The 22,682-nt window shown below is 68.7% G+C and carries 22 protein-coding genes, 1 tRNA gene and 1 riboswitch; of the genes, 9 read left to right on the forward strand and 14 right to left on the reverse strand.

Going from position 1 to position 22,682, the window contains the following annotated elements; all coding sequences use genetic code 11:
- Nucleotide 1: 1 nt before the first annotated feature.
- The 11 genes from mgtE to ACW7G2_RS11050 all read right to left on the reverse strand — a co-directional run bounded on the left by mgtE (nt 2) and on the right by ACW7G2_RS11050 (nt 11,649).
- The gene (gene mgtE, locus ACW7G2_RS11000) at nt 2-1,366 is read right to left on the reverse strand and encodes a magnesium transporter (protein ID WP_456975683.1); all 1,365 of its coding nucleotides are present in this window, start codon (nt 1,364-1,366) and stop codon (nt 2-4) included.
- Nucleotides 1,367-1,575: 209 nt separating this feature from the next.
- Nucleotides 1,576-1,968, reverse strand: a complete 393-nt coding sequence (locus ACW7G2_RS11005; protein WP_456975685.1) for an acyl-CoA thioesterase — start codon at nt 1,966-1,968, stop codon at nt 1,576-1,578.
- Entirely contained in the window at nt 1,965-2,306 is a 342-nt protein-coding gene (locus tag ACW7G2_RS11010; RefSeq protein ID WP_456975687.1) for a thioredoxin family protein, read from the reverse strand. The genes ACW7G2_RS11005 and ACW7G2_RS11010 overlap by 4 nt, the downstream gene beginning before the upstream one ends.
- Nucleotides 2,278-2,790 carry a flavodoxin gene (locus ACW7G2_RS11015; RefSeq protein ID WP_456975689.1) on the reverse strand — a complete coding sequence of 171 codons (513 nt, stop codon included), beginning with the start codon at nt 2,788-2,790 and terminating at the stop codon, nt 2,278-2,280. The genes ACW7G2_RS11010 and ACW7G2_RS11015 overlap by 29 nt, the downstream gene beginning before the upstream one ends.
- Before the next feature lie 9 nt (nt 2,791-2,799).
- Nucleotides 2,800-3,861, reverse strand: coding sequence for a ribonucleotide-diphosphate reductase subunit beta (locus ACW7G2_RS11020; RefSeq protein WP_456975691.1), 1,062 nt, complete (start codon nt 3,859-3,861; stop codon nt 2,800-2,802).
- Nucleotides 3,862-4,088: 227 nt separating this feature from the next.
- A complete protein-coding gene (locus ACW7G2_RS11025; protein WP_456975693.1) occupies nt 4,089-6,560 on the reverse strand; it encodes a ribonucleoside-diphosphate reductase subunit alpha in 2,472 nt (823 codons plus the stop codon).
- Nucleotides 6,561-6,795: 235 nt separating this feature from the next.
- A riboswitch (cobalamin riboswitch) is annotated at nt 6,796-7,029 on the reverse strand.
- 40 nt (nt 7,030-7,069) lie between these two features.
- Entirely contained in the window at nt 7,070-8,230 is a 1,161-nt protein-coding gene (zapE, locus tag ACW7G2_RS11030) for a cell division protein ZapE (protein WP_456975695.1), read from the reverse strand.
- Between the two features lie 13 nt (nt 8,231-8,243).
- Complete coding sequence (locus tag ACW7G2_RS11035; protein WP_456975697.1) at nt 8,244-8,912, reverse strand: alpha/beta hydrolase; 669 nt, start codon at nt 8,910-8,912, stop codon at nt 8,244-8,246.
- Nucleotides 8,913-8,956: 44 nt separating this feature from the next.
- Nucleotides 8,957-10,687, reverse strand: a complete 1,731-nt coding sequence (locus tag ACW7G2_RS11040; protein ID WP_456975699.1) for an ExeM/NucH family extracellular endonuclease — start codon at nt 10,685-10,687, stop codon at nt 8,957-8,959.
- An 82-nt stretch (nt 10,688-10,769) separates the two neighbouring features.
- Nucleotides 10,770-11,285, reverse strand: coding sequence for a c-type cytochrome (locus ACW7G2_RS11045; protein ID WP_456975701.1), 516 nt, complete (start codon nt 11,283-11,285; stop codon nt 10,770-10,772).
- 287 nt (nt 11,286-11,572) lie between these two features.
- Nucleotides 11,573-11,649 (reverse strand) — tRNA-Arg (locus tag ACW7G2_RS11050).
- Between the two features lie 134 nt (nt 11,650-11,783).
- Here ACW7G2_RS11050 and ACW7G2_RS11055 point away from each other — a divergent pair.
- Nucleotides 11,784-13,469 (forward strand): MFS transporter, encoded by a 1,686-nt coding sequence (locus ACW7G2_RS11055; protein ID WP_456975703.1) that lies wholly within the window; start codon nt 11,784-11,786, stop codon nt 13,467-13,469.
- Between the two features lie 40 nt (nt 13,470-13,509).
- Complete coding sequence (gene ubiA / locus ACW7G2_RS11060) at nt 13,510-14,418, forward strand: 4-hydroxybenzoate octaprenyltransferase (RefSeq protein ID WP_456975705.1); 909 nt, start codon at nt 13,510-13,512, stop codon at nt 14,416-14,418.
- 22 nt (nt 14,419-14,440) lie between these two features.
- Here the strand turns inward: ubiA and ACW7G2_RS11065 are convergent, their stop codons facing one another.
- Together ACW7G2_RS11065 and ACW7G2_RS11070 are read right to left on the reverse strand one after the other, a co-directional pair.
- On the reverse strand, nt 14,441-14,995 hold the full coding sequence (locus tag ACW7G2_RS11065) for an HdeD family acid-resistance protein (protein ID WP_456975707.1): 555 nt from the start codon (nt 14,993-14,995) through the stop codon (nt 14,441-14,443).
- 54 nt (nt 14,996-15,049) lie between these two features.
- Nucleotides 15,050-15,814 (reverse strand): ComF family protein, encoded by a 765-nt coding sequence (locus ACW7G2_RS11070; protein ID WP_456975709.1) that lies wholly within the window; start codon nt 15,812-15,814, stop codon nt 15,050-15,052.
- 49 nt (nt 15,815-15,863) lie between these two features.
- Between ACW7G2_RS11070 and bioB the strand changes: the two genes are divergently transcribed.
- The 7 genes from bioB to ACW7G2_RS11105 all read left to right on the forward strand — a co-directional run bounded on the left by bioB (nt 15,864) and on the right by ACW7G2_RS11105 (nt 21,869).
- Nucleotides 15,864-16,919 (forward strand): biotin synthase BioB, encoded by a 1,056-nt coding sequence (gene bioB, locus ACW7G2_RS11075; protein ID WP_456975711.1) that lies wholly within the window; start codon nt 15,864-15,866, stop codon nt 16,917-16,919.
- On the forward strand, nt 16,916-17,278 hold the full coding sequence (locus tag ACW7G2_RS11080) for a hypothetical protein (RefSeq protein ID WP_456975713.1): 363 nt from the start codon (nt 16,916-16,918) through the stop codon (nt 17,276-17,278). Before bioB ends, ACW7G2_RS11080 begins: the two co-directional genes overlap by 4 nt.
- The gene (bioF, locus tag ACW7G2_RS11085) at nt 17,271-18,482 is read left to right on the forward strand and encodes an 8-amino-7-oxononanoate synthase (protein ID WP_456975715.1); all 1,212 of its coding nucleotides are present in this window, start codon (nt 17,271-17,273) and stop codon (nt 18,480-18,482) included. Before ACW7G2_RS11080 ends, bioF begins: the two co-directional genes overlap by 8 nt.
- The gene (locus tag ACW7G2_RS11090; RefSeq protein ID WP_456975717.1) at nt 18,479-19,498 is read left to right on the forward strand and encodes a multidrug resistance efflux transporter family protein; all 1,020 of its coding nucleotides are present in this window, start codon (nt 18,479-18,481) and stop codon (nt 19,496-19,498) included. Before bioF ends, ACW7G2_RS11090 begins: the two co-directional genes overlap by 4 nt.
- Before the next feature lie 16 nt (nt 19,499-19,514).
- Nucleotides 19,515-20,294, forward strand: a complete 780-nt coding sequence (gene bioH, locus ACW7G2_RS11095) for a pimeloyl-ACP methyl ester esterase BioH (RefSeq protein ID WP_456975894.1) — start codon at nt 19,515-19,517, stop codon at nt 20,292-20,294.
- On the forward strand, nt 20,295-21,188 hold the full coding sequence (gene bioC / locus ACW7G2_RS11100) for a malonyl-ACP O-methyltransferase BioC (protein WP_456975719.1): 894 nt from the start codon (nt 20,295-20,297) through the stop codon (nt 21,186-21,188).
- 81 nt (nt 21,189-21,269) lie between these two features.
- Complete coding sequence (locus ACW7G2_RS11105) at nt 21,270-21,869, forward strand: hypothetical protein (RefSeq protein ID WP_456975721.1); 600 nt, start codon at nt 21,270-21,272, stop codon at nt 21,867-21,869.
- Between the two features lie 4 nt (nt 21,870-21,873).
- Here ACW7G2_RS11105 and ACW7G2_RS11110 read toward each other — a convergent pair whose 3' ends face one another.
- Nucleotides 21,874-22,524, reverse strand: coding sequence for a YdcF family protein (locus tag ACW7G2_RS11110; RefSeq protein WP_456975896.1), 651 nt, complete (start codon nt 22,522-22,524; stop codon nt 21,874-21,876).
- Nucleotides 22,525-22,682: the final 158 nt, after the last annotated feature.

The raw sequence follows: 22,682 nt of genomic DNA on the forward strand, positions 1-22,682 counted from the left end.
CTCAGCCGGCGCCCGCCCCCGGGGCGCCAAGTATGGCGACGGCGATGGACAGGTAGATGACGACCCCGATCGCATCGCAGATGGAGGTGATCAGGGGTGCGCTGGAGGTGGCCGGATCCAGCCGCAGCCGTGACAGCAGGAACGGCAGCGACATGCCTACGACGCTGCCGGTGAGCACGATCAGGACCATCGAAAGCGACGTGGTCAGCGCGATCTCATAGCCGCCGCGATAGATGCCGATGGGCGCCACCGCCACCGCCATGGTCAGTCCCAGCAGCGCGGCCACGCCGAACTCGCGGCCCAGCATCCGGCCCCAGTCACGCATCTTCACGTCGCCCGTGGCCAGCGAGCGCACCATCAGCGTGGAGGCCTGGGAACCGGCGTTGCCGCCGGAGCCGATCAGCAGGGGCAGGAAGAACACCAGCGCGATGTAGTTGGTGATGACTTCCTCGAAATGGGCGATGCCGGCGCTTGAAAGCAGGTTCCCGAACACCAGAACCACCAGCCAGAACACCCGCTTGCGATACAGCAGCCAGGCGGAGGCGCCCAGCAGGCTGGTGCTCTTGAGCGGCAGGCTGCCGCCGCCCTTGTGGAAGTCCTCGGTGGCTTCGTCTTCGGCCGAGTCGAGCACGTCGTCGACAGTGACGATGCCGACCAGGGCGTGGCCATCGTCGGTCACCGGCACTGCCAGCAGATCGTAGTGGTCGATGGCCTTGATCGCTTCGCGCACGGGTGCGTTGGCCTGTACCGACACCACGTCGCGGGTCATCAGCGTTTCCACGCTGGTGGCGGCGGAGGCGACGATCAGATCGCGCAGCGAAACCACCCCCAGCAGGCGCCGCTGCTGGTCCACCACATAGGCGTGGTAGATGGTTTCCTTGTCCGGCGCCTCGCGCCGCAGGTGCTCCACCGCCTCGCGGGCATTCAGGCCCGGGTGCAGCAGCGCGTACTCGCTTGTCATCAGCGCGCCCACGGTGCCTTCCGGGAAGGAGGCAAGGCGGACGATGTCCTCCCGGTCGGCCTGGGCCAGGGCCGGCATCAGCGCTTCGCGGGCGTCTTCGGGAAGGGTGTTGTAGAGGTCGGCGCGATCGTCGGGGGACAGGCGCTCCAGGAGCTGGATGCGGCTGTGCCGGTCCATCAGCAGGGCGACCCCGGCCTGCTGGTCGGGTTCCAGGTAGCCGAAGAGCCGGGCGCGCGGGGTCGGGGCCACGGTGAGCAGCAGCCGGCGGATCCCGTCCGCGTCGAAGTCACGCAGGGCCAGGGCCAGGTCTGCTGGATGGACCTGGTCTGCAAGGGTGGCAAAGGTGTCGGAACCGGGCTGGGCAAGCGCGGTGCGTAGGGAAGCGAGCAGGTCTTCACGGGTCATGGACCATCTCCGTGGGCAGCGCGCATGGGCGTGAGCGACCCTCCGGGCCGCTCACGCCCATGCGGGGCGGATCAGGTGCCGGCGAATGCTGGCATGAAGGTGGCGGCAGCCGGACGGACAGGCCAGGCTGTCCGGTCGCGGTGCCACTGGGATCGGGGATTATAGGAGCGGCTTCCCCTGGCCGGGTCCGGGCTGTTCAGATTGGAGGGTCAGCGCAGCGCCGGAACCGGTGTCGGAGTGCCCCCGGCATCGAGCGCAATCATCACGAAACGGCCGCGGGTGCAGATCCTGCGTTCACCGCTGAGCAGGTCCTCGGCCACCAGCTCGACCTGTACCTGTATTGAGGTGCGGCCCACCGCCACCACCCGGGCGATCGTCTCCACCAGCTGCCCCTGGCGGATCGGCAGTTTGAAGTCGACCTGGTCCGAGCTCGCCGTGACCACAGTGCGCCGGGCATAGCGCGAGGCGGCGATGAAGGCGGCCTTGTCCATCCACGCCAGCGCCTGGCCGCCGAACAGGGTGCCCAGGTGGTTGGTGTGGTCGGGGAACACGATTTCCAGCAGCCGTGCCTCGGTGGGGGCAGGGCCCGGTGCCGGGATCATGCCGGGACCCCGGCGAAATGGGCGTGGACCGCGTGCGCGATCTGCTCCGGCGACTGGAATCCCGGCAGCCGCGCGGCTTCCACGCCGTCGCGGAACAGCGACAGGGTTGGGGTCTGGCGCAGGCCCAGGCCGCGGAAAAAGTCCTCGCCGACGGTTTCCAGCTTCACCTTCAGCAGCGCCACGCCCTCGACATCCGCGGTGGCGGCGAACTTGTGCAGCGACATCTCCAGCATCCTGCAGCCGGGGCAGTTGTCCTTGGAGTAGCCGACCAGCAGCCGCGGGTGGGTGGCGAGGGCGGTGCGGTAGTCGTCAGCGGATGAGGCGTGCAGGGTCTGCATGGGGCGTGGCCTTGTCGATGGTGGTGTGGGTGGCGCCGGGGTCGCCGGCGATGGCCAGGACGTGGTCGGTCCAGCGCTCGATCTTCAGCGTGTCGCGGTTGCCGTGCGGCATCTGCTCGATCTCCAGGCGCGGGTAGCCGGTATCGAAGAACGTGGCCATGCGCCGCACCGCGCCGCAGTAGTAATCCTCGCCCCACTGGGTCTCGCCGGTGCCGAACACCGCCAGCTGCCGCGGCTTGCCGACCGCTTCCACCAGCTCGGCGATGAAGCGCTTCATCTCCGGCGGCGTGCGGCCGGCGTTGTCGCTCCAGGCGCCGAGCAGGTAGAGGTCGTGGCGCGGGTCGTCGCCGGCCGTGGTCAGGCCCTGGATGTCGGTCTCGATCCAGGTGACCGCGTGGCCGCGCGCCTCGCAGCGCGCCTGCACCATGCGGGCGACGTCGCGGGTGTTGCCGCTCAGGGATGTGTAGGCAATCAGGATGCGCATCGGATCGGACTACAGGTCGTCGAAGCCGTTGTCGACGTTGGTCTTCTTGTACGACGCGTTGCGCATCTCGAAGAAGTCGGTCTTGGTCTCGGTGAAGTTGTCGGCGTAGGCCCGGATCCACGGCATCACGTTGTCGGTCGAATCCGGATAGAGGCTTTCGATGCCGAGCATCCCGGCCATCTTGTTGGCGCGGTACTGCACGTAGCGGATCATTTCGTCCACGTTGATGCCGTCGATGCCGTCCAGCACCTCGCCGGTCCACTGCATTTCCAGGTCCACCGCGTGGCGGAAGGCGCCGTGGACGTAGTCGGTCAGTTCGTCGGTCTGCAGCTCCGGGTTCTCGCCAACGATGGCGCGGATCACCTCGCTGATGAACTTGGTGTGGGCCAGCTCGTCGCGGTTGATGAAGCTGATGATCTTGCCGGTGCCGGCCATCCGGTTCTGGCGCACCAGGTTGTAGAAATAGGCGAAGCCGGAATAGAAGTTGATCCCTTCCAGGATCGAGGACTGGATCAGCGAACGCAGCAGGGTCTCGGCGGTCTTGTCGCGCATGAAGTCGTCATACGACCCCATGATCGGCGCGTTGCGCTTGATGATGGTGGGGTGGGTGCGGGCGATCTCGAAGATCCGCTTCTGGTTCTCCAGGTCGGTGATCGAGGCCAGCACATAGCTGTAGCTCTCGTTGTGGATCACCTCCTGCTGGCCGATGATCGCCGCGTTGGCGTGCGCGGCCGGGTCGGTGATGTACTCGGCGACGTTGTAGATGAAGCGCGTCTGCGGCGAATCGAGAGTGGCCAGAAGCCCGATGATCGAGTCGTAGGCGTTTTTCTCGCGCGCGGACAGGTCGCCGTATTCCTTGGCATCGCTTTTCATGTCGACCTCGTCCGGGATCCAGAAGTTGGTCGAGAGCTCCTTGTAGGCGCGGTAGAACGACGGATAGGGAATGTCGTTCCAGTTGAGGATGCCGCTGGTGCGGCCGTTGATGATGCCGGTGGAGCGGTTGGGATGGCGCGGCTCGAGGATGCGGATGCGCTCGAGGGGCGTAGAGGTGGTCGGTGCAGTGGCGGACATGATGTTCGGTCTCGTGTTTTCGTTGGGTGCAGGTGCTTTCAATCCGGATTTCGTAGGAGCGCGCCATGCGCGCGATGCCGCGTGACACATGGCATTGCGGCGGGGCGCCGGCGACAGCGATCTGGCCGAAGCCCCGTCGCGCGGACAGGATTCACGCGGCATCGCGCGCATGGCGCGCTCCTACAGTCGTGACGCGCGATCAATGCGTGTCGGGGGCGTAGCCCGACCTACGTGCACCACTCGCATTCGCTGATGTCGATGTCGTTGGAGCGCACGTAGTAGGTGGTTTTCAGCCCCTCGCGCCATGCGCTCATGTGCAGCTCCAGCAGGGTGCTGGCGCGGATGGTGCTGGGCACGTAGAAGTTGAAGCTGATCGACTGGTCGATATGGCGCTGGCGACGGGCGTTCTGGCGCACGCTGGCGAACTGGTCCAGGCGATAGCCGCCCTTCTCGTAATACGGCCAGGTCTCCAGAGACAGTCCCGGTGCGGCGACCGGGCGGCGGTAGTCCTTCTTTTCCTCGTAATAGAACGCGGAGTAGACGGGATCGATCGATGCGGTCGAGCCGGCGATCTGGGCGGTGCTCATGTTCGGCGCCACCGCCATCAGCCAGCCGTTGCGCAGGCCGTTGACCGCTACCTGGGCCGACAGGTCCAGCCACCGGGGATCGTTGTAGCCGCGGTCGCGGAAGTAGGCGCCGGTGTGCCAGTCGCTGCCGGCGAACGCCGGATAGGCGCCCTTCTCCCTGGCCAGTTCCATGCTGGCCTGGATGGTGAGCTGGTTGATGCGCTCGTACAGCGTGTCGCTGAATTCCTCGGCTTCGGGCGTGTCCCAGTGGATGCCCTTGAGGGCCAGCAGGTGGTGCCAGCCGAAGGTGCCAAGGCCAATTGCCCGGTACTTGTGGTTGGTGATGGTGGCCTGGAGGACCGGCAGCTGGTTGAGGTCGATCACGTTGTCGAGCATGCGCACCTGGATCGGGATCAGTCGTTCGAGCACGTCGGTGATCAGGTCGCACTGCGCGTCCTGCGGCACGATCGCGCGGCCCAGGTTGATCGATGACAGGTTGCAGACCACGAAGTCGCCGGCCTGGCGGGTGGTCACGATCTGGTTGCCGGAGATGATCTCCTGCATGAGCCGGGTGGGGCTCATGTTCTGCAGGATCTCCGTGCACAGGTTGGACGAATACACCATGCCGGCATGCTTGTTCGGATTCTTCCGGTTGACCTCGTCCCGGTAGAACATGAACGGGTTTCCGGTTTCCAGCTGGCTCACCATGATCCGCTTGAAGATGTCGATCGCCTTCACCGTGCGCCGGCTGATGCGCTCGTCGGCCACCACCTCTTCGTACTTCGTGCGGAAGCTGCCCTCGCCCTTCTTTTCGTCGAAGAAGTCCTGCAGGTACCAGCCCTTGATCCGCTGCACCTCGTGCGGGTCGAACAGGTACCAGTCGCCGCGGCGCTCGACCGCCTCCATGAAGATGTCCGGGATGCACACCGAGGTGAACACGTCGTGCGCGCGCAGGCGCTGGTCGCCGTTGTTCAGGCGCAGGTCGAGGAAGGCCTCGATGTCGCGGTGCCAGACGTCCAGGTACACGGCGACGGCGCCCTTGCGCTGGCCCAGCTGGTCGACCGAGACGGCGGTGTTGTTGAGCTGCTTGATCCATGGCACCACACCGCCGGAGGAGTTGGGCACGCCGCGGATCGCCGAGCCCGACGCGCGCACGTAGCCCATGTAGGCGCCCACGCCGCCGCCGCCCTTGGACACGCGGGCGATGTCGGTATTGGAGTCGTAGATGCCCTGCAGCGAGTCCTCGACCGTGTCGATGAAGCAGCTCGACAGCTGGCCGCCCACCTTGCCGGCGTTCTGCAGCGTGGGCGTGGCCACGGTCATGTACAGGTTCGACAGCGCCCAGTAGGCCTCGCCCACCAGCTGCATGCGCCGCTCGCGCCTGCCCGGGGCACTGCCGCCCTCGTCCTGCATCAGGTACAGGGCAATGGTCAGCCAGCGCTCCTGCGGCAGCTCATACACCGCCCGGCTGGTGTCGGTGGCCAGGTAGCGGGTGGCCAGCAGGTACAGGCCGTTGTAGGTGAACAGCCGGTCGCGGTCGGGTTCGATCATCCGCCCGGCCTCCTCCAGCTCCTCTTTGGAGTAGGCGCGCAGGATGTCGTTGGAATAGATGTTGCGGTCGGCCAGGCTCTCCTGCAGGCCCACGTAGGAACCGTACTTCTCGCCCACGTCGTAGAAGCGGTTGCGGCTGGCGCGCTTGTACAGCCGGTGCAGGTAGATGCGCGCGGCGAACATCTCCCACTCCGGCGCGGTCACGTCCACGCGGGCTTCCGCTTCGCGGATCAGGTGGTCGACCAGGTCGTCGGCGTTGACCGCCTGCTTGCGTTCGACGAAGCCGAACACGGCGGCCTTGTAGGCGGCGATGTCCAGCTGCTGGAACTCGGCGTGGATCCGGTCGATGGCGCGTTCCAGCCGGGCGCGGTCGTAGGGCATGCGGCGGTTCCCGGCTTCCTTGGTGATCCAGGTGGCCGTGCCGGCACCGACCGGGTCGGGACCGCTGGCCGGGACCGGGCTGGCGCTGCGGGGGCAGGGAATCGAGTCCGCGGGGCCGGAGGTGGCGGGGGCGGCCGCGGTGTTGTCCGCCGCGGGAGTCCCTGCAGTGGTGGTGAGGGTGGCGCTGTCGTTGCTGCTCATGGATGTCTCCCGGATCGGTTGCGCACATCCACCTGTCCCCGACAGGCGGTGAAGGGCACGGGCGCGCGCCGACGCAGGCGTCGTCGCGGCCTCGCCCCCTCGGGCGGGCGGATTCGTCACAGGATGGGAAAGCGGCGTCGCAGGGGCAGCGACAGCCTCCCGGAAAGCGGAGGCCGCGCGCGTGCTTCGCCAGCCATCTCCCCCCGGAGATTCCGCAGCCGGCACCGCGCGACGTGCTTGCGCGCGGCTGTCGGCAGGTCTTCGGACTCATGGGCACGGAGGCCCGTGGCCTCCACCTTGCCCGCCGCTTCCCGGAACCCAGGTGGCTCCAGTGCTGTGTGGCGGGGTCGTTCCCAGTTACCGCTGCGGGGCAGCGCCGGAATGGCCGATCCTGAGTGGAACGGCTTCACCGGCTTCCCTTTTCATCCGGCGGGTAGCGCTCGCCGGAACCGACGGACACAACATATCGTGGTCCGGGAATTTGTCAACGCAAAATGTGGGGGTGGCGCTCAGGGCCGGTGCGGACTGGCCAGATACTCGGCGCTGCGCATTTCGATCAGCCGCGAGGCGGTGCGCTCGAACGCCCCGGCCAGGCGTTCGCCGGCATACAGCGCGGGCGGCTCGGCGGCGGCGGTGCAGACCAGGTTGACGTGGCGGTCGTAGAGTTCGTCGACCAGGTTGACGAAGCGGCGCGCGGCGTCGTCGCGCCGCTCGTCCAGTACCGGGATGCCGCCCAGCAGCAGGGTGTGGAATTCGCGCCCGATCCCGATGTAGTCGCTGGAGCCGCGCGGACCTTCGCAGAGGACGTCAAAATCAAACCACGCCATGCCCGGGCAGCGGGCACGTACCGCGATCCGGCGCCCTTCCAGCTCGATGCCACCATCGCGGTGGGCCTGGCTGCCGCCCAGCTCGCGCCAGCGTGCCTGCAGCCAGGCTTCGGCGCCTTCATCCAGCGGAGTGCGGTAGACCGGCGATCGGGTCAGCGCCCGCAGGCGGTAGTCGGTCTCGCTTTCGATATGCAGCGCACGGCAGTGGGCCTGGATCAGGTCGATCGCCGGCATGAAGCGCGCGCGCTGCAGGCCGTCGCGGTACAGGTCGGGCGGGGCCACGTTGGAGGTGGTCACCAGCACGATGCCTTCGGCGAACATCCGCTCCAGCAGGCGCGCCAGGATCATGGCGTCGCCGATGTCGCCGACGAAGAACTCGTCCAGCACCAGCACCCGCAGGCCGGCGCGGCGCCACCCCTGCACGATCAGGGCCAGGCGGTCGCGTTCGCCGCCGTGCGCCTGCAGCTGCTCGTGCACCTGGCGCATGAAACGGTGGAAGTGGGTGCGGTACTTGCCGGGCTCGCCGGCGCCGGCGCCGCGCGCATGGCCGGTTACCCCAGCGGCCGCCAGGTCGGCGCCCTTGAGGTCGGGAAGCGGCAGGCCGGCATGCAGCAGGTCGACCAGGAAGGTCTTGCCGCGGCCCACGCCGCCCCACAGGTACAGGCCTTCGATGGGCTCGTCCGTGCCGGCGCCGCGCAGCCGGTCCAGCAGGCCGCGCCGCGGTGCGGGCCGCGACACGGCAGCGTGGATGCGGTCCAGCTCCACAAGCACCGCGCGCTGGGCCGGATCGTCCTGCCAGCTGCCTTCGGCAACGCCGGCGTCGTAGGCCTGCGTTGGGGTCATCGCCGTCCCGGGGTCACGCTTCGGCGGCCGGCAGGTGCTGGCGCACTCCGTTCTTGACCGCACCGCGCAGGTCCATCAGCTTGCGATGGAAGAAATGCCCGCTGTCGGGAATGCGCACCAGCTCGGAGGTGGCGTCGATCTTGTCCAGCCAGTCGTACACCGCCTGCGGATCGACGATCTCGTCTTCTTCGCCCTGGATCACCAGCCACGGGCAGGTGGGCAGCTGGATGGCATCGAAATCCCAGCGCCCGGCGGGCGGGGCGATGGAAATCAGCATGCCGGGCTCGATCTGCGCCGCGGCGGCCAGGCTCACGTAGGCGCCGAAGCTGAAGCCGGCCAGCCACAGGCGCTGGCCGGGGCGCTGTTCGCGCACCCAGGCGGCCACGGCGCGCAGGTCTTCGACCTCGCCGCGGCCTTCGTCGAACGTGCCTTCAGAGTCACCCGTGCCGCGGAAGTTGAAGCGCACGGTGGTCGCGCCCAGCTCGCGCAGCGAGCGCCCGGTCATGGTCACGACCTTGTTGTGCATGGTGCCGCCCTCGGTGGGCAGCGGGTGACAGACGATCACGGTGAGCGGCAGTGCCGCCACATCGTCATCGGGAAAATCGACGGCCACTTCCAGCGCGCCGGAGGGGCCGGGCAGCGAAAGCGCGCCCGACTGGATGGGGAAATTGGGGGTAGTCATGATCGAAATGATAGGCGATCCGGTGTTCAGGCAAGGTTTTCCGGTCAGGGAAGGCGCGCATCTACGCCGATAATGACCGGATCGTGATCCGAGCTTCGCCACGGATTTTCCAGCGGTTGATCGCCGTTGGCGGCACGATAGCCGACGTTGGTCGGTTCGTCGGAGTTGCTGTGCCAGGTCGCCGCTGCGCGCAGCCGGTCGGCGAACTCCGGGCTGAGGAAGGCGTGGGTCAGGCGTCCGGCCTGGGCAGCGAAGACATAGCTGTACGATTCGCGGCCTTCAAACACGTCGAGCCAGCCGGAATCGCGCAGCAGGCGGATCGGATCCTCCATGCCGTATGAGTTCAGATCTCCGACGAGGGCGGCGAGCCCCGTGCCCGACCCGGTCGGGTCAGTGGCCAACCATTCCACCAGGCGTCGCGCGGAATCCGTGCGCAGCGCATTCCAGCAGCCCTGGCCATCGTCCTGGTCGCGGTTGAGGCCGACGGCTTCACCGCAGCCCTTGGATTTGAAGTGGTTGGCGACCACGGTGAACACCGGTCCCCCGCCGGCGCGGAACGCCTGCGCCAGCGGCACCCGGCTGCGGGTTCCGAAAGGGCCGCCTTCCAGCGTGGCCGGCGCGCCCACCGGCTCCACCGCCGAGGCGCGATACAGCAGGCCGACCCGGATGGCGTCCTCGCCGGGGCCTTCGCCGGCATCCACGTAGCGCCAGTCCGGGCCCAGCGCCGTGGCCAGCTGGGCGATGCTCGAGTCCGGGCCGTAGCCGTCGTTTTCCAGCTCCATCAACGCCACGATGTCGGGCGCCAGCATTTGCAGGCTGGCCTGCAGGCGCGCCAGCTGGCGGGCGTACTCATCGGCGCTGCGCGCCCCGCGTGCGGTGGGGAAATCACCGCCCCGGCCGTCGCCGTTGAACAGGTTTTCAAGGTTGAACACCGCCAGGCGCAGGTCGCCTTCCACCTCCGGTGGCTGCGGGCGCGGTGCCGGGTGCAGGACCGGCTTGTCGAGCAGCTGCAGCCGGTACTGGCCGTCACGCTGGTCGACCACGGCCTGTACGCCGGTCAGCACGCTGCCGGTGCGCGGGGTCTGGTTGTCTTCCGGCAGATACCAGATCTGGCGTGGATCCCGGTCCTGCATGGCATCGTCGATCAGCACGCTGCGACGGGCGTTGTCCGCTGCCACGAGGCGAGCGTCCTCGCCGGGAAGGGCGACTTCGGTGGGCGCGGGCAGGCGTCCGTCGAAGCTGGCCACCAGCACGCCTTCCCGGGCCAAGTCACGATGGCCGCTGATGGCCAGTGGTGCCTGGATCCAGATGTGCATGCCTTCCAGACGTTCCCAGTCTTCGGGTGGCCCGTGCAGGACCAGTGGCTCCACCCTGGCGTCGGCCTCCAGTGTTTCCTGCTCAACCGGCTGCAGTGCGGTCAGGGTGGCGTCGCCCTCTCCATGTTCCAGCACCCGGCCGCGTACCCGCAGCCTGTCACCGCGGCGCACCGGTGAATCTCCATCGCTGAGTACAAACAGTGCGTCGGAGGTGGCCGGGTCTCCGTCGCCCGCGTCCTGCAGGAACCAGCCCCCCAGGTGCTTGCCGAAGTTGCCGGTCACTACGCCTTCCACCGTCACCTCCTCGCCTTCCAGCGGGCTGCGCTCGCCATCGCCCTGGACCGTGCCGATCAGGACCACCGCGGCGGCGCCGGGATCGGCGGAGGGCTGGGAGCAGGCCGCAGCCAGCAGGCTGGCCAAGGCAACGGATAGCAGGGGGGTGATGGCTTGCATGGTCATGGCTTGCGGCAGTCGAAAGTGATGTTCCGGGCACGAAAACGCCGCCCGGAGGCGGCGTTCGTCGATGGTGCTTTTGGCTGGCTTACTGGATGTTTTCCAGCATCCAGTCGACCGAAGCGATCACCTGCTCGTCGCTCAGCGCAGGGTTGCCGCCGCGGGCAGGCATGAAGCCGGTGTTGCCGGTAAAGCCTTCGATGGCGTGCTGGACCAGGGTGTCGCGGCCCTGGGCAATACGCGGCGCCCACTCGGCCTGGGTGAGGGTGGGCGAGCCGCCGGCGCCGCTGGTGTGGCAGCCAGCGCAGAGGTTGCTGTAGATCTCGCCGCCGTCCAGGGTGCCGCCGTAGGCCACCTGCGAGGCTGCCGAGGCTTGCGCCGCAGCTGCCGCCGCGGCCTGCGCCGCCGCGCCGGTGGAACCGGCATAGACAGACCCTATCGGAGCAATACGCTCAAGCCGGGCCAAGTTTGCGGTCTCTGACGGCTGCGGTGGCACCGAACGGTGCAGCGCCGCAGCCAACCAGATCAGTCCCCCGGTTATCACCGCCAGGAACAGGATCACCAGAGAGAATTTCTTCAGGAAGTCGAGGTCGTAATTGCGCACGGGACACCGTTCTGGCGCGTGGCCGCCCGGCCACAGCTGACGGGTAAGTATAGAACACGCGGGCGCGAGTTCGAACCATTCGCCTTGGCCGAACTTATTTTGGCGCAGCAGCTGCCGCCGCCTGGCGCTGTGGCAGCGCCGCGCAGTGATTCCGCGGGTCAGGAAATGGCGCGCCTGGAGGGGTGAGTCCGACGCGTCTGCGAACCACTGGTTCGCGCGTCGAGCGAACGCACGATCGCTGTGCGATCGGGCCGGGAATCCCGACCCGACGAAATATCCGCAGGAAATGGCGCGCCTGGAGGGATTCGAACCCCCGACCAATGGCTTCGGAAGCCACTACTCTATCCAGCTGAGCTACAGGCGCGCAGACGGCCATTTTCCACTATTCGGCCGGATGTTGCGAGCGTTCGCGTAGCGGGCTTGCATCCGCGGGCTGAAGTGCCGCTCGGCGGGCGGCCACCGGTACCATTGCCGTCGTTCCCTTCAGCCAGGCTCGTGATGGCGCAGAACGTATCGACTCCACCTGATCCAGTGCAGCGTCCGACGACGCTGTCGGCGATGCGCTATCCGATCTTCCGCAAGGTCTGGTTCGCGAGCGTCTCCTCGCACTTCGGCGGCATGATCCAGTCGGTCGGCGCGGCCTGGCTGATGCTTTCGATCGCGCAGTCGGCCGATATGGTGGCGCTGGTGCAGGCCTCGGTCACGCTGCCGGTGATGCTGTTCTCGCTGGTGGCCGGCGCGATGGCGGACAACTTCGACCGCCGCAAGATGATGCTGGCGGCGCAGGTGTTCATGCTGGTGGTGTCGGTCGCGCTGTCGGTCTGCGCGTGGTTGGGCCTTATCACGCCGTGGCTGCTGCTGCTCTTCACCTTCCTGATCGGCTGCGGCGCGGCGTTCAATTCGCCGGCGTGGCAGGCGTCCGTCGGCGACATGGTGCCGCGCGGGGAGCTGCCTGGCGCGGTCACCCTCAACAGCATGGGCTTCAACATCGCGCGCAGCGTCGGGCCGGCGGTCGGTGGCGCTATCGTTGCCGTTGCGGGCGCCGCGGCCGCGTTTGCGGTCAATGCCGCCAGCTACGTCGCCCTGGTCGTGGTGCTGGCGCGCTGGCGCCCGAAGCGGACCCCGCGCCTGCTGCCGCGGGAAGCGCTCGGGGGCGCGATGGCCGCGGGCGTGCGCTACGTGGCGATGTCGCCGGCCGTGCGCACCATCCTGGGACGCGCCGCCGTCTTCGGCGTCGGCGCGAGCGCGATCATGGCGCTCATGCCACTGGTGACCCAGGACCTGGTCGGTGGCGGTCCGTTGACCTATGGGTTGCTGCTCGGGGCATTCGGGGTGGGAGCCGTCTCTGGCGCGATGGGCAGCACGCGCCTGCGCGAGGTGCTGTCGACCGAAGGCCTGGTCCGCGGCGCCTGCGTCGCGTTCGCGGCCGCCGCGGCCATCGCCGCCCTGAGCGGCTTTCTGCTGCTGACGATGGCCGCGCTGCTGCTTGGTGGCGCCGCATGGGTGCTGGCGATGTCGACCTTCAACGTGACGGTGCAGCTGTCCACGCCGCGCTGGGTGGTGGCGCGCGCGCTGTCGCTGTACCAGATGGCCGCGTTCGGCGGCATGGCGCTGGGAAGCTGGCTGTGGGGTTTCGTCGCCGACAACGCCGACGTGCGCACGGCGCTGCTGGCGGCGGCGGCGGTCATGGTCGCCTGTGCACTGCTTGGCCTCCGGTTCCCGCTGGCGCGGCTGACCGAACTCAACCTCGATCCGCTGAGCCGCTGGAAGGAGCCTGCCACCGCGGTCCCGGTACAGCCGCGGACCGGGCCGGTGGTGGTCACGGTCGAGTACATCATCGGTGAAGAGGACGTGCTGGAGTTCCTCGGCGCGATGGCGGAGCGACGCCGCATGCGCCGCCGCGATGGTGCGCGCAACTGGCGGGTGCTGCGCGATCTCGCCGATCCGGAGATCTGGATCGAGCGCTACGAGACGCCGACCTGGCTGGACTACATCCGCCACAACAGCCGCCTCACCCACGACGACGCGACCATACCGGCGCACCTGCGCGCGCTGCATCGCGGGCCCGACGGGCCCCGGGTCCGGCGGATGATCGAGCGCCACACCACCGCCCTGCATACCGAGCCCGCATCCGGGCCACAGGCGCTGACCGAGCCGACGAGCGACTCCAGCCGGATCTCGTAGGGTGCGGGGCAATCGCGCTCCTTCTTGCTACGCTTTCGCGGTGGAATACGAACGATACGCCGCACCCCCGCCTCCCCCTGCGCCCTCGCGGCTGGCGCTGTACTGGAAACTGATGCGTGCGGACCGGCCGATCGGCTGGCTGCTGCTGCTGTGGCCCACCTGGTGGGCGCTGTGGCTGGCGGCCGACGGGTTTCCGCCGCCGTGGATCCTGTTCGTGTTCAGCGCAGGCGTATGGCTGACCCGTTCGGCCGGCTGCGTGATCAACGATTACGCCGACCGCTGGCTGGACCCGCATGTGAAGCGCACCCGCGACCGGCCGCTGGCCACGGGGGCGGTGTCGGGGCGCGAGGCACTGGCGCTGTTCGTGGTGCTGATGCTGGCCGCGTTCGCGCTGGTGCTCACCATGAACCGGCTCACCATCCTTATGAGCTTCATCGGCCTGGTGCTGGCCGCCACTTATCCCTATCTCAAGCGGCATACCTATCTGCCGCAGGTGTACCTGGGGCTGGCCTTCGGCTGGGCTATTCCGATGGCGTTCGCGGCGATACAGGGAGAGGTGCCGCCGGTGGCCTGGGTGCTGTACGTGGGCAATATCTTCTGGACCACCGCCTACGACACCTGGTACGCGATGGTGGACCGCGACGACGACATCCGCGTCAACAGCAAATCCACCGCGATCCTGTTCGGCGAGCTCGACCTGGTCGCCCAGGGCGTGCTGTACACACTGTTCTTCTTGGCCCTGGTGCTGGTCGGCCTGCAGGTGGGCCTGGGCACGCTGTACTGGGCCGGTCTGGCGGTGGCCCTGGCGCTGGTGGCGTGGGAATTCCTGCTGGCCCGCTACCGCGACCGCGAGGCCTGTTTCCGCGCGTTCCTGCACAACCACTGGGTGGGGATGGCGGTATTTGCCGGAATAGCGCTGGATTACGCGCTGGACTACACGCCGGGCTGAACCCGCCGCCGCTGGCTCGTGCTCAGAGGTTCAGCCGCGTGCGCGATCGCATCCGCACGCCGGTGATGATCTGCAGCGCACCGTAGAACAGCGCGCCAATCCCCACCCAGGCCGAGATCGCCACCAGGCCGATATCCGGGCGCGCCAGGAACAGGATGCCCAGGGCAAGGGCCAGTGCGCCGCTCAGGGCCAGCAGCCATTCCCCACGGATCAGCTTGCGCACCTGGACCGCGAACACGATGCGGGCGATGCCGGCCAGGATCAGCCACAGCGCGATGACCCAGAGCATGGCGGTGGCCAGGTGAACCGGCCACATGAGCGCGGCAATGCCGAAGCCGATCGATATCAGGGCATAGGCGGCCAGCAGCCAGCGTGGCAGGGCCAGGTCGCGGCGGATGGCGCTGAGCAGGCTCACCAGGCCGTCGGCCAGCGACAGCACGCCGAAGGCCATCACCAGCGCCATCACCGAGTACGTGGGCCACAGCAACAGCGCCACGCCGAACACGATGGCCAGCAGTCCATATAGAAGGAAGATCCACCAACTGCGGCGCAGTCCCATCTGGAAACTCGATCCCATTGCCACACTCCATGCCGATGACAACCGTCCGGATACGCTGCCCGCGCCGCGCCGTCAAGGCGCGCGTGCGCAGATCCACGCGTCGACGCGGCGCACGCCGGCCTGGCGCAGGGCGTAGGCGGCGGCGTGCAGCGTGGCCCCCGTGGTCATGACATCGTCGATCAGCACCACGTGCGATGGCAGTGGGTCGGCTGGATTGGCCTGGAATGCGCGATGCAGGTTGCCCGCCCGTTCGGCGGCATCCAGCCGCGTCTGCTGGGCGGTGGCGCGCACCCGTCGCAGCAGATCGGCGCGGACATCAATTCCCAGCGCGCTGGCCAGCGGGCGGGCCAGTTCCAGGGCCTGGTCATAGCCGCGCTGGCGCAGTCGCGCGCGGTGCAGCGGCACCGGGACCAGTGCGTCGGGCCGCGGCAGGGCGGAGCAGTGTTCGGCCATCAGTTGGGACAGCAGCCGGCCTGCGGCCAGGTCATGGTGGAATTTGAACCGTGGCAGCAGGCGGTCGATGGGCGCGGCATACAGGCACGGGGCGTGCACTTCGGTCAGCGGCGGCGGATTGGCCAGGCAGGCGCTGCATGGAGCGGCCTCGCTCGTCCCGACGGCGGACAGTGGCAATGCGCAGCGCGGGCAGGCGGGCCCAAGCCACGGCAGGCTGGACTGGCAGGGAATACACAGGTCGATGGCCTCGGTGCCACCTTCTCCACAGGACAGGCAGCGGCCCGGCCACAGCAGGCGGGTGGCATCGTTGCTCAGCCAGAATCCGATCCGGCGACGCAGCTCGTCAACTTTTTCGCGGCCGGTTTGGTTGACAGTCGCTGGCATGCTTTCCAGACTGGCCGGCTTGTCCCATCCATTCCATCGGAAAACCGCCATGCCTGCAGTCAGTGAAACCCGCGATCTGCGCAACGACTGGTCGCGCGCCGAGATCGAAGCGCTGTTCGACCTGCCCTTCCCGGAGCTGCTGCACCACGCCGCCACCGTGCACCGGGCGCACTTCGACCCCGCCGAGGTCCAGGTCAGCACCCTGCTGTCGGTGAAGACCGGCGGCTGCCCGGAGGATTGCGCCTACTGTCCGCAGGCCCAGCGCTATCACACCGGCGTGGATGCGACCAAGCTGATGGCCACCGACGAGGTGCTGGAAAAGGCCCGCCAGGCCAAGGCCGCCGGTGCCAGCCGCTTCTGCATGGGTGCGGCCTGGCGCTCGCCCAAGGATCGCGACATCCCCAAGGTGGCGGAAATGATCCGCGAGGTGAAGGCGCTGGGGCTGGAGACCTGCGCCACGCTCGGCATGCTGTCGGGCCAACAGGCCGCTGCGCTCAAGGTCGCCGGGCTGGACTATTACAACCACAACATTGACACCGATCCGGAGTTCTACGACGAGATCGTGGGCACCCGCGATTTCCAGGATCGCCTGGACACCCTCGGCCACGTGCGCGACGCGGGGTTGAAGACCTGCTGCGGCGGCATCGTGGGCATGGGCGAATCGCGCGCCCAGCGCGCCGGCCTGCTGTTTGCGCTGGCTACCCTGCCGGCGCATCCGGATTCGGTGCCGATCAACCGCCTGGTGCAGGTGGCCGGCACCCCGCTGGCCGACAAGAACACCGCGGCCGAGCTGGATCCGTTCGAATTCGTGCGCACGATTGCGGTGGCCCGCATCCTCATGCCGCGCTCGATGGTGCGGCTGTCTGCAGGACGGGAAGAGATGAGCGATGAGCTGCAGGCGCTGTGCTTCCTGGCCGGGGCCAACTCGATCTTCTACGGCGAGAAGCTGCTGACCACCGGCAACCCGGATACCGAGCGCGACCTGGCGCTGTTTGAGCGCCTGGGGCTGCGGCCGATGCACGTGGAGGTCGATGCCGCCGATCATGACCACGGCGGCACCGTGCATGCGGATATCGTGGCCGGCGCCCGGACCTGCGCGGCGTGATGCCCTGGTACGCCTGGGCGTACCTGGTGATGCTGGCACTGATCGGGCTGGCCGGATTCCGGGCGCGCCTGCGCGCCGGCAAGCGACCGCCCGCGGCGCTGGGCTGGCTGGCGGCGATGGCCGTGGTGATGCTGGGCGTGGTGCTGTTCTATCGCGGCGCCGGCGCGGGCCTGCTGTTCATGGGGGCGCTGCTGCTGTCGGTGCTGGTGCTGGCGCAGCACTCGGTGGCCCAGGCACAGCGTATGCGTGAGGCGCCGATTCCTGCCGGTGAACGCCTGGTCACCTCGCTGGGCGGGCTGGCTACGCTGCCGGCGATTGCCATGGGCGCGATCGCGGTGTGGGTGCGCCAGCTTGTCTGAGCGCGAAAACCTGCGTACGCGCATTGCCGCGCAGCGGGCCGAGCGCGTCGCTCGTGACCGGCTGCGCACGCGCCGCACCGTGCTCCGCCGCGACGGCGTGCGCTGTGAACTGGCCGCCGAGGGCGGTGCGAGCCGCTGGCTGGTGAACTTCTGCGGTAATGATTACCTGGGCTTGGCCCAGCAATTTGCGGTGGCCAATGCGCTGGCCGACGGCGCCATGCGCACCGGTGCCGGGGGCGGGGCTTCGCACCTGGTCTGCGGCCATTCGCAGGAGCACGAACTGCTTGAACGCGAGCTGGCCGACTGGCTGCAGGCGCCGCGCGCGCTGCTGCTGGGCAATGGCTACATGGCCAACCTGGCGGTGTTGCAGACGCTGCTGGGCGATGGCGACGTGTGCGTGCAGGACCGTCTCAACCACGCCAGCCTGATCGACGCCGCGCTGCTGGCCGGCTGCCGCCTGCGCCGCTATCCACATGGGGATGCCGGCGGGGCGCTGCGCCAGCTGCGGGCCACGCCCGGCGGAGCGGCCATGCTGGCCACCGATGGGGTGTTCAGCATGGATGGCGACGTGGCGCCGCTGCGTGAGCTGGCGGTGGCGGCCCATTCGCAGCAGGCGCTGCTGTACGTGGATGACGCCCACGGCGTGGGCGTGCTGGGTCCGGAAGGGCGCGGCAGCGTTGCCGCCGCACGCCTGGGAGTGGAGCAGGTGCCGCTGCAGCTGGTTACCCTGGGCAAAGCACTCGGCGGCTACGGCGCTGCGGTGGTGGGCGAGGCGGACCTGATCGAACACCTGGCCGGTACCGCGCGTCCCTACATCTACACCACCGCCCTGCCACCGGCGCTGGCCACGGCGTCGCTGGCGGCGGTGAAGCTGGCCCGGCACGAGCACTGGCGCCGCGGCAAACTTGCGGCCCTGGTGCACCGGCTGCGGCGCGGTTTGGGGGCCCACGGCTTCGAGCTGATGCCTTCCGATACGGCCATCCAGCCGTTGCTGTGCGGCGAGGATGCCCACGCGCTGGCCCTCTCGCGGGCGCTGGAGGAGCAGGGTTACTGGGTGGCGGCTATCCGCCCACCCACCGTGCCCGAAGGCCGCGCGCGGCTGCGGATCACCCTGTCCGCGGCGCATGAAGAAGCCCATGTGGACGGTCTGGTGGAGGCGCTGGTGCGGGCGCGCGACGGACTTGAGGCGGGCCCGCCGCAATGACTCCACCGGCATTGGGCGTGGAGTCTTCGCCGGCGCGCGTCGCGCTGGTCGCCCTTGGCGTTGCCTTGCTGGCTTCGCTGTTTTTCACCATGACCTACGTGCTCAACCGCGCCAGCGCGCTGGAAGGCGGGCACTGGGCGTGGATGGCATCGCTGCGTTATCTCATCACCCTGCCGCTGATGCTGCCGCTGGTGTGGTTCCAGGGCGGCGCGCGGCCGGTGCTGCGGGCAATTGCCGCGCATCCGTGGGCGTGGATCCGCTGTGGGGCCATCGGCTTCGTGCTGTTTTACTGCATGCTCAGCCTGGCGGCGGCCAGCGGACCGGCCTGGCTGGTGGCCGGCAGCTTCCTGGTCACCGTGGTTACCGGCATGCTGTGCGCGCCGTTTCTGTACAAGGACGAGCGCCGCCGGATCCCGCCGGCAGGGCTGGCCGTGGCGGTGGTGATCCTGGCGGGGGTGCTGCTGATGCAGATCGGCTACGCCAGTTGGCCGCTGGATGGCTCCGCGTGGCTGGCGCTGGGCTGCGTGCTGGTGGCCGCGTTCGCGTTTCCACTGGGCAACCGCCTGCTGTTGCTGCACCTGGAGCGCAGCGGGGAAAACTTCAACGCCACCCAGCGCGTGTTCGGCATGACCCTGGCCAGCCAGCCGCTGTGGGTTGCAGTGGCACTGTACGCCGGAGTGCAGTCGGGCGTTCCGGCGGCCTCGCACGTGTGGCTGGCCGCCGGGGTGGCATTGTTTGCCGGGGTGATCGCCACCATCCTGTTTTTCCAGGCCACCGGCATGGTCCGCAACCAGCCGCTGGCGCTGGGCGGGGTGGAGGCCATGCAGGGCTCGGAAGTGGTATTTGCGGTCCTGCTGGGCGCGCTGCTGCTCGGTGAAGCCTGGCCCGGCCGGCTGTCGATGTACGGCGCGCTGGTGGTGATTGCCGGGATCATCACCTTCGCCTGGACGGTGGCGCGGCCCGCGGCCGGCAGCGCGAAGACGGTCCAGGTCCTGCGTACCGACAAGGGAGCATGATCAGGCAATGAGCACATTGCACGTGGAGACGACCGGCAGCGGGCCGGATGTGGTGCTGCTGCACGGCTGGGCGATGCACGGCGGCGTGTTCGCGCCGCTGGTCGAGCGCCTGGCAGCGGATTACACCCTGCACATCGTGGATCTGCCCGGGCACGGCCACAGCGCCGGGGCCGGGCTGCCGCTGGCGCCGGGACCGGTGGTGGACGCGCTGGTGGCCCAGCTGCCGCGCGCTTTGTGGCTGGGCTGGTCGCTCGGTGGTCTGTTCGCGCTGCAGGCGGCATTGACACGCACGCCGGCGGTGCGCGGAGTGGCGCTGCTCTGCTCAAGCCCGCGCTTCGTCCGCGATGGTGCCGGCGAAGGCAGCTGGCGCTACGGCATGTCGCCGGAAATCTTCCAGGACTTCGCCGCCGGCCTGCGCCAGGACTGGCGCGGCACGCTGGAGCGGTTCATTGCGCTGGAGGCGTTCGGCTCCGATCACGCCAAGGAAGAGTTGCGCACGCTGCGCGACGGACTGTTCGCCCGCGGCGAGCCGGCGGCGGGAGTGCTGGCCGATGGCCTGCGCCTGCTGCAGGAAGCCGACCTGCGTCCGGCATTGCCGGGTCTGCCGGTGCCCAGCTTGTGGCTGGCCGGCCGCCGCGACCGCGTGGTTGATCCGCGCGCCATGCGTGAAGCTGCGGCGCTGGCTCCGCGGGCGCAGTTCGAACAGGTGGAGCATGCCGGTCACGCCCCCTTTCTCACCCATGCCGATGTGGTCGCCAATGCGCTGCGCCGGTTTGAAGCCTCACTGGATCCGTAGATGTTTGATTCCCGCCACATCCGCCACGCTTTCGGCCGCGCCGCCGATGGCTATTCCGCCGCCGCCGGGCTGCAACGCGAAGTCGAGGACTGGCTGCTCGAATCGCTGATGTACCTGGACGACACCCTGCCGGACACCGTGCTGGATCTGGGCGCCGGGCCGGGCAACGCTTCCGTCGCCATGCGCAAGCGCTGGCCAAAGGCGCGCGTCGTGGCGATGGACCTGGCGTTGCCGATGCTGCAGCAGATCGATCGCCGCGCCGGTGGCGGTCTGGCCGCGGGCCTGGGCCTGCGCCGGGGCATCGACCGGGTCTGCGGCGACGCGGCAGCCCTGCCGCTGGCCGATGGCAGCGTGGACGTGCTGTTTTCCAACCTGTGCCTGCAGTGGGTGGAAGATCTGCCTGCTGCGCTGGCAGGCTTTCGCCGGGTGCTGCGGCCGGGCGGCCTGCTGCTGCTGTCCACCTTCGGCCACGACACCCTGCACGAGCTGCGCGGGGCGTTCGCGGCCGCAGACGAAGCGCCGCACGTGAGCCCGTTCGTGACTATCAGCGATTTCGGCGATGCGCTGATGCAGTCGGGCTTCCGCGACCCGGTGATCGACCGCGAGATGATGGTGCGCGGCTATGACGACCTGCCCACGCTGATGCGCGAGCTGCGTGCGATGGGAGCGACCAATGCGCTGGCCAGCCGTCGCCGCACCCTGACCGGGCGGGCCCGCTTCTCGCGCGCCGCCGAGGCCTACGAACCGCTGCGTGGCAACGGCAGGTTGCCGGCAAGCTGGGAGGTGATCACCGGCATGGCCTGGGCACCGGAACCGGGCGCGCCGATCCGTCTGGGCGGTGAAGAGGTGATCAGCTTTCCCGCCGACCGCATCCCGGTCCGCCGGCGCAAATAGCCTGTGGCCGGCGGCCACACCGGAGCGATTCATGTGCCGCTGCCTACACTCGGCGCCGTCATTCTCCCAACTGTTTCCGCCATGCGCGCACTGCTGCTTGCCCTGTCACTGAGCTGCCTGTCGCTGTCCGCCAACGCGCAGCAGCACACCTATGAGATCGACCTGTCCGGGATCGATCCGGCAATGGTCCTGGCCGGTGCCGAAGACGTGATGCTCCGGGCGTCGGACCGTGACATGGATGGCCTGTACCAGGCGGTGCTGCATGCCGCCGCCACGGATGAGGAGGCGCGGCTGCTGTGCGCCCTGTTCGATCCGGCCGCCGATCGCAGCCTGGTCGGGCTGCAGCGCGTGGCCAATGGTCTGGGCCCGGAAAGCAGGGCGCGCTTTACCGACGCCGCGGTCGCGATTGCCGTGGCGGGCATGCAGAACCCGCTGCAGCCCTACGACCAGGACCATGCCAGCCAGGTGCTCCGGCGTGCGGGCGCGACGGCCATGCTGGTGCACGACGGGTTCACCGCGGGCATGGTTGCCACCGGTGATGACCAACGCAGCCGCGAGGCCCGCTGCCGCTCGTTCCGCCAGTTGGTGGGCGTGCTGCAGGATTTCGAACTGGCCGAACGCGCCGCCGCCACCCGCTATCTGCTGCTGGAAGGAATGACCCGCTACGGCCGCGAGCTGTAGCCGCTCAGCGGTCGCTGGTCAGCTCGATCCAGCGGTCGCGGTGGAAGAAATACACCTCACGCAGCAGGAACTGCCAGCGCGACTCCAGGCTGCGGAAGCGGGTCGTGGGGGTGGCTGATCCCAGTGCCTCGATGCCCTGCCCACGGGCCAGCCGCAGCGCCCGGGCCATGTGCAGCGGATCGCTGACCACGATGGCCCTGCGCATGCCGCGCTCGCGCATCAGCATCGCGGCCTGTTCCAGATTCTGCCGGGTGGTACGCGAGACGGTTTCGATGAGGATCCGTTCCTCCGGCACGCCACGCTCGATCGCGTAGCGCCGCGCCACTTCCGATTCGGCAAAGCGAGCGCCCTCGCCGCCGAAGCCGCCAGTGAAGATGATCCACTCGGCCAGCCCCTGTTCGTGCAGGTTGATGCCGTGGGCGATGCGCTGCTCGAACACCGGCGACGGGCGGGCGTCGTAGGCCGCGGCGCCCAGCACGATGATCGCTTCCGCCGGCGCGGCCTGGTCGCGCGCACCGGTCCAGGCGATGTACGCCGCCACCCCGCCCAGCCACAGCAGGGCCAGCACGCCCAGTTTGAACAGGCCGCCCAGCAGCCGCCGGAAAATTCCTGGCCGGCGCCGGGCGCTCACCCCTGCTCCTCGGCCATCCGCAATATTTCCGGCGCCACCACGCTGCAGGTTACGCCGCGGGTGCTGGGGGCGGGGACGTTCTGGAGGCCGGCGGCAGGGAGCGAAGATGCCATCGGCCAAAGCGTAGCCGAAGCCGGGTCCGTTCAGCTATCACAACGCCGCTTCAGCTGAATTAAGCCATG

This window comes from Luteimonas sp. A277 (assembly GCF_054052045.1).

Excerpts from the sequence above, each read along its gene's own strand:
- ACW7G2_RS11020 (WP_456975691.1), bottom strand. The coding sequence starts at position 3,861 with ATGTCCGCCACTGCACCGACCACCTCTACGCCCCTCGAGCGCATCCGC.
- ACW7G2_RS11015 (WP_456975689.1), bottom strand. The coding sequence starts at position 2,790 with ATGCGCATCCTGATTGCCTACACATCCCTGAGCGGCAACACCCGCGAC.
- ACW7G2_RS11025 (WP_456975693.1), bottom strand. The coding sequence starts at position 6,560 with ATGAGCAGCAACGACAGCGCCACCCTCACCACCACTGCAGGGACTCCC.
- ACW7G2_RS11090 (WP_456975717.1), top strand. The coding sequence starts at position 18,479 with ATGACTCCACCGGCATTGGGCGTGGAGTCTTCGCCGGCGCGCGTCGCG.
- ACW7G2_RS11055 (WP_456975703.1), top strand. The coding sequence starts at position 11,784 with ATGGCGCAGAACGTATCGACTCCACCTGATCCAGTGCAGCGTCCGACG.
- ACW7G2_RS11035 (WP_456975697.1), bottom strand. The coding sequence starts at position 8,912 with ATGACTACCCCCAATTTCCCCATCCAGTCGGGCGCGCTTTCGCTGCCC.
- ACW7G2_RS11065 (WP_456975707.1), bottom strand. The coding sequence starts at position 14,995 with ATGGGATCGAGTTTCCAGATGGGACTGCGCCGCAGTTGGTGGATCTTC.
- bioB (WP_456975711.1), top strand. The coding sequence starts at position 15,864 with ATGCCTGCAGTCAGTGAAACCCGCGATCTGCGCAACGACTGGTCGCGC.
- ACW7G2_RS11010 (WP_456975687.1), bottom strand. The coding sequence starts at position 2,306 with ATGCAGACCCTGCACGCCTCATCCGCTGACGACTACCGCACCGCCCTC.
- ACW7G2_RS11040 (WP_456975699.1), bottom strand. The coding sequence starts at position 10,687 with ATGACCATGCAAGCCATCACCCCCCTGCTATCCGTTGCCTTGGCCAGC.
- ACW7G2_RS11005 (WP_456975685.1), bottom strand. The coding sequence starts at position 1,968 with ATGATCCCGGCACCGGGCCCTGCCCCCACCGAGGCACGGCTGCTGGAA.
- bioC (WP_456975719.1), top strand. The coding sequence starts at position 20,295 with ATGTTTGATTCCCGCCACATCCGCCACGCTTTCGGCCGCGCCGCCGAT.
- zapE (WP_456975695.1), bottom strand. The coding sequence starts at position 8,230 with ATGACCCCAACGCAGGCCTACGACGCCGGCGTTGCCGAAGGCAGCTGG.
- ACW7G2_RS11070 (WP_456975709.1), bottom strand. The coding sequence starts at position 15,814 with ATGCCAGCGACTGTCAACCAAACCGGCCGCGAAAAAGTTGACGAGCTG.
- mgtE (WP_456975683.1), bottom strand. The coding sequence starts at position 1,366 with ATGACCCGTGAAGACCTGCTCGCTTCCCTACGCACCGCGCTTGCCCAG.
- ACW7G2_RS11105 (WP_456975721.1), top strand. The coding sequence starts at position 21,270 with ATGCGCGCACTGCTGCTTGCCCTGTCACTGAGCTGCCTGTCGCTGTCC.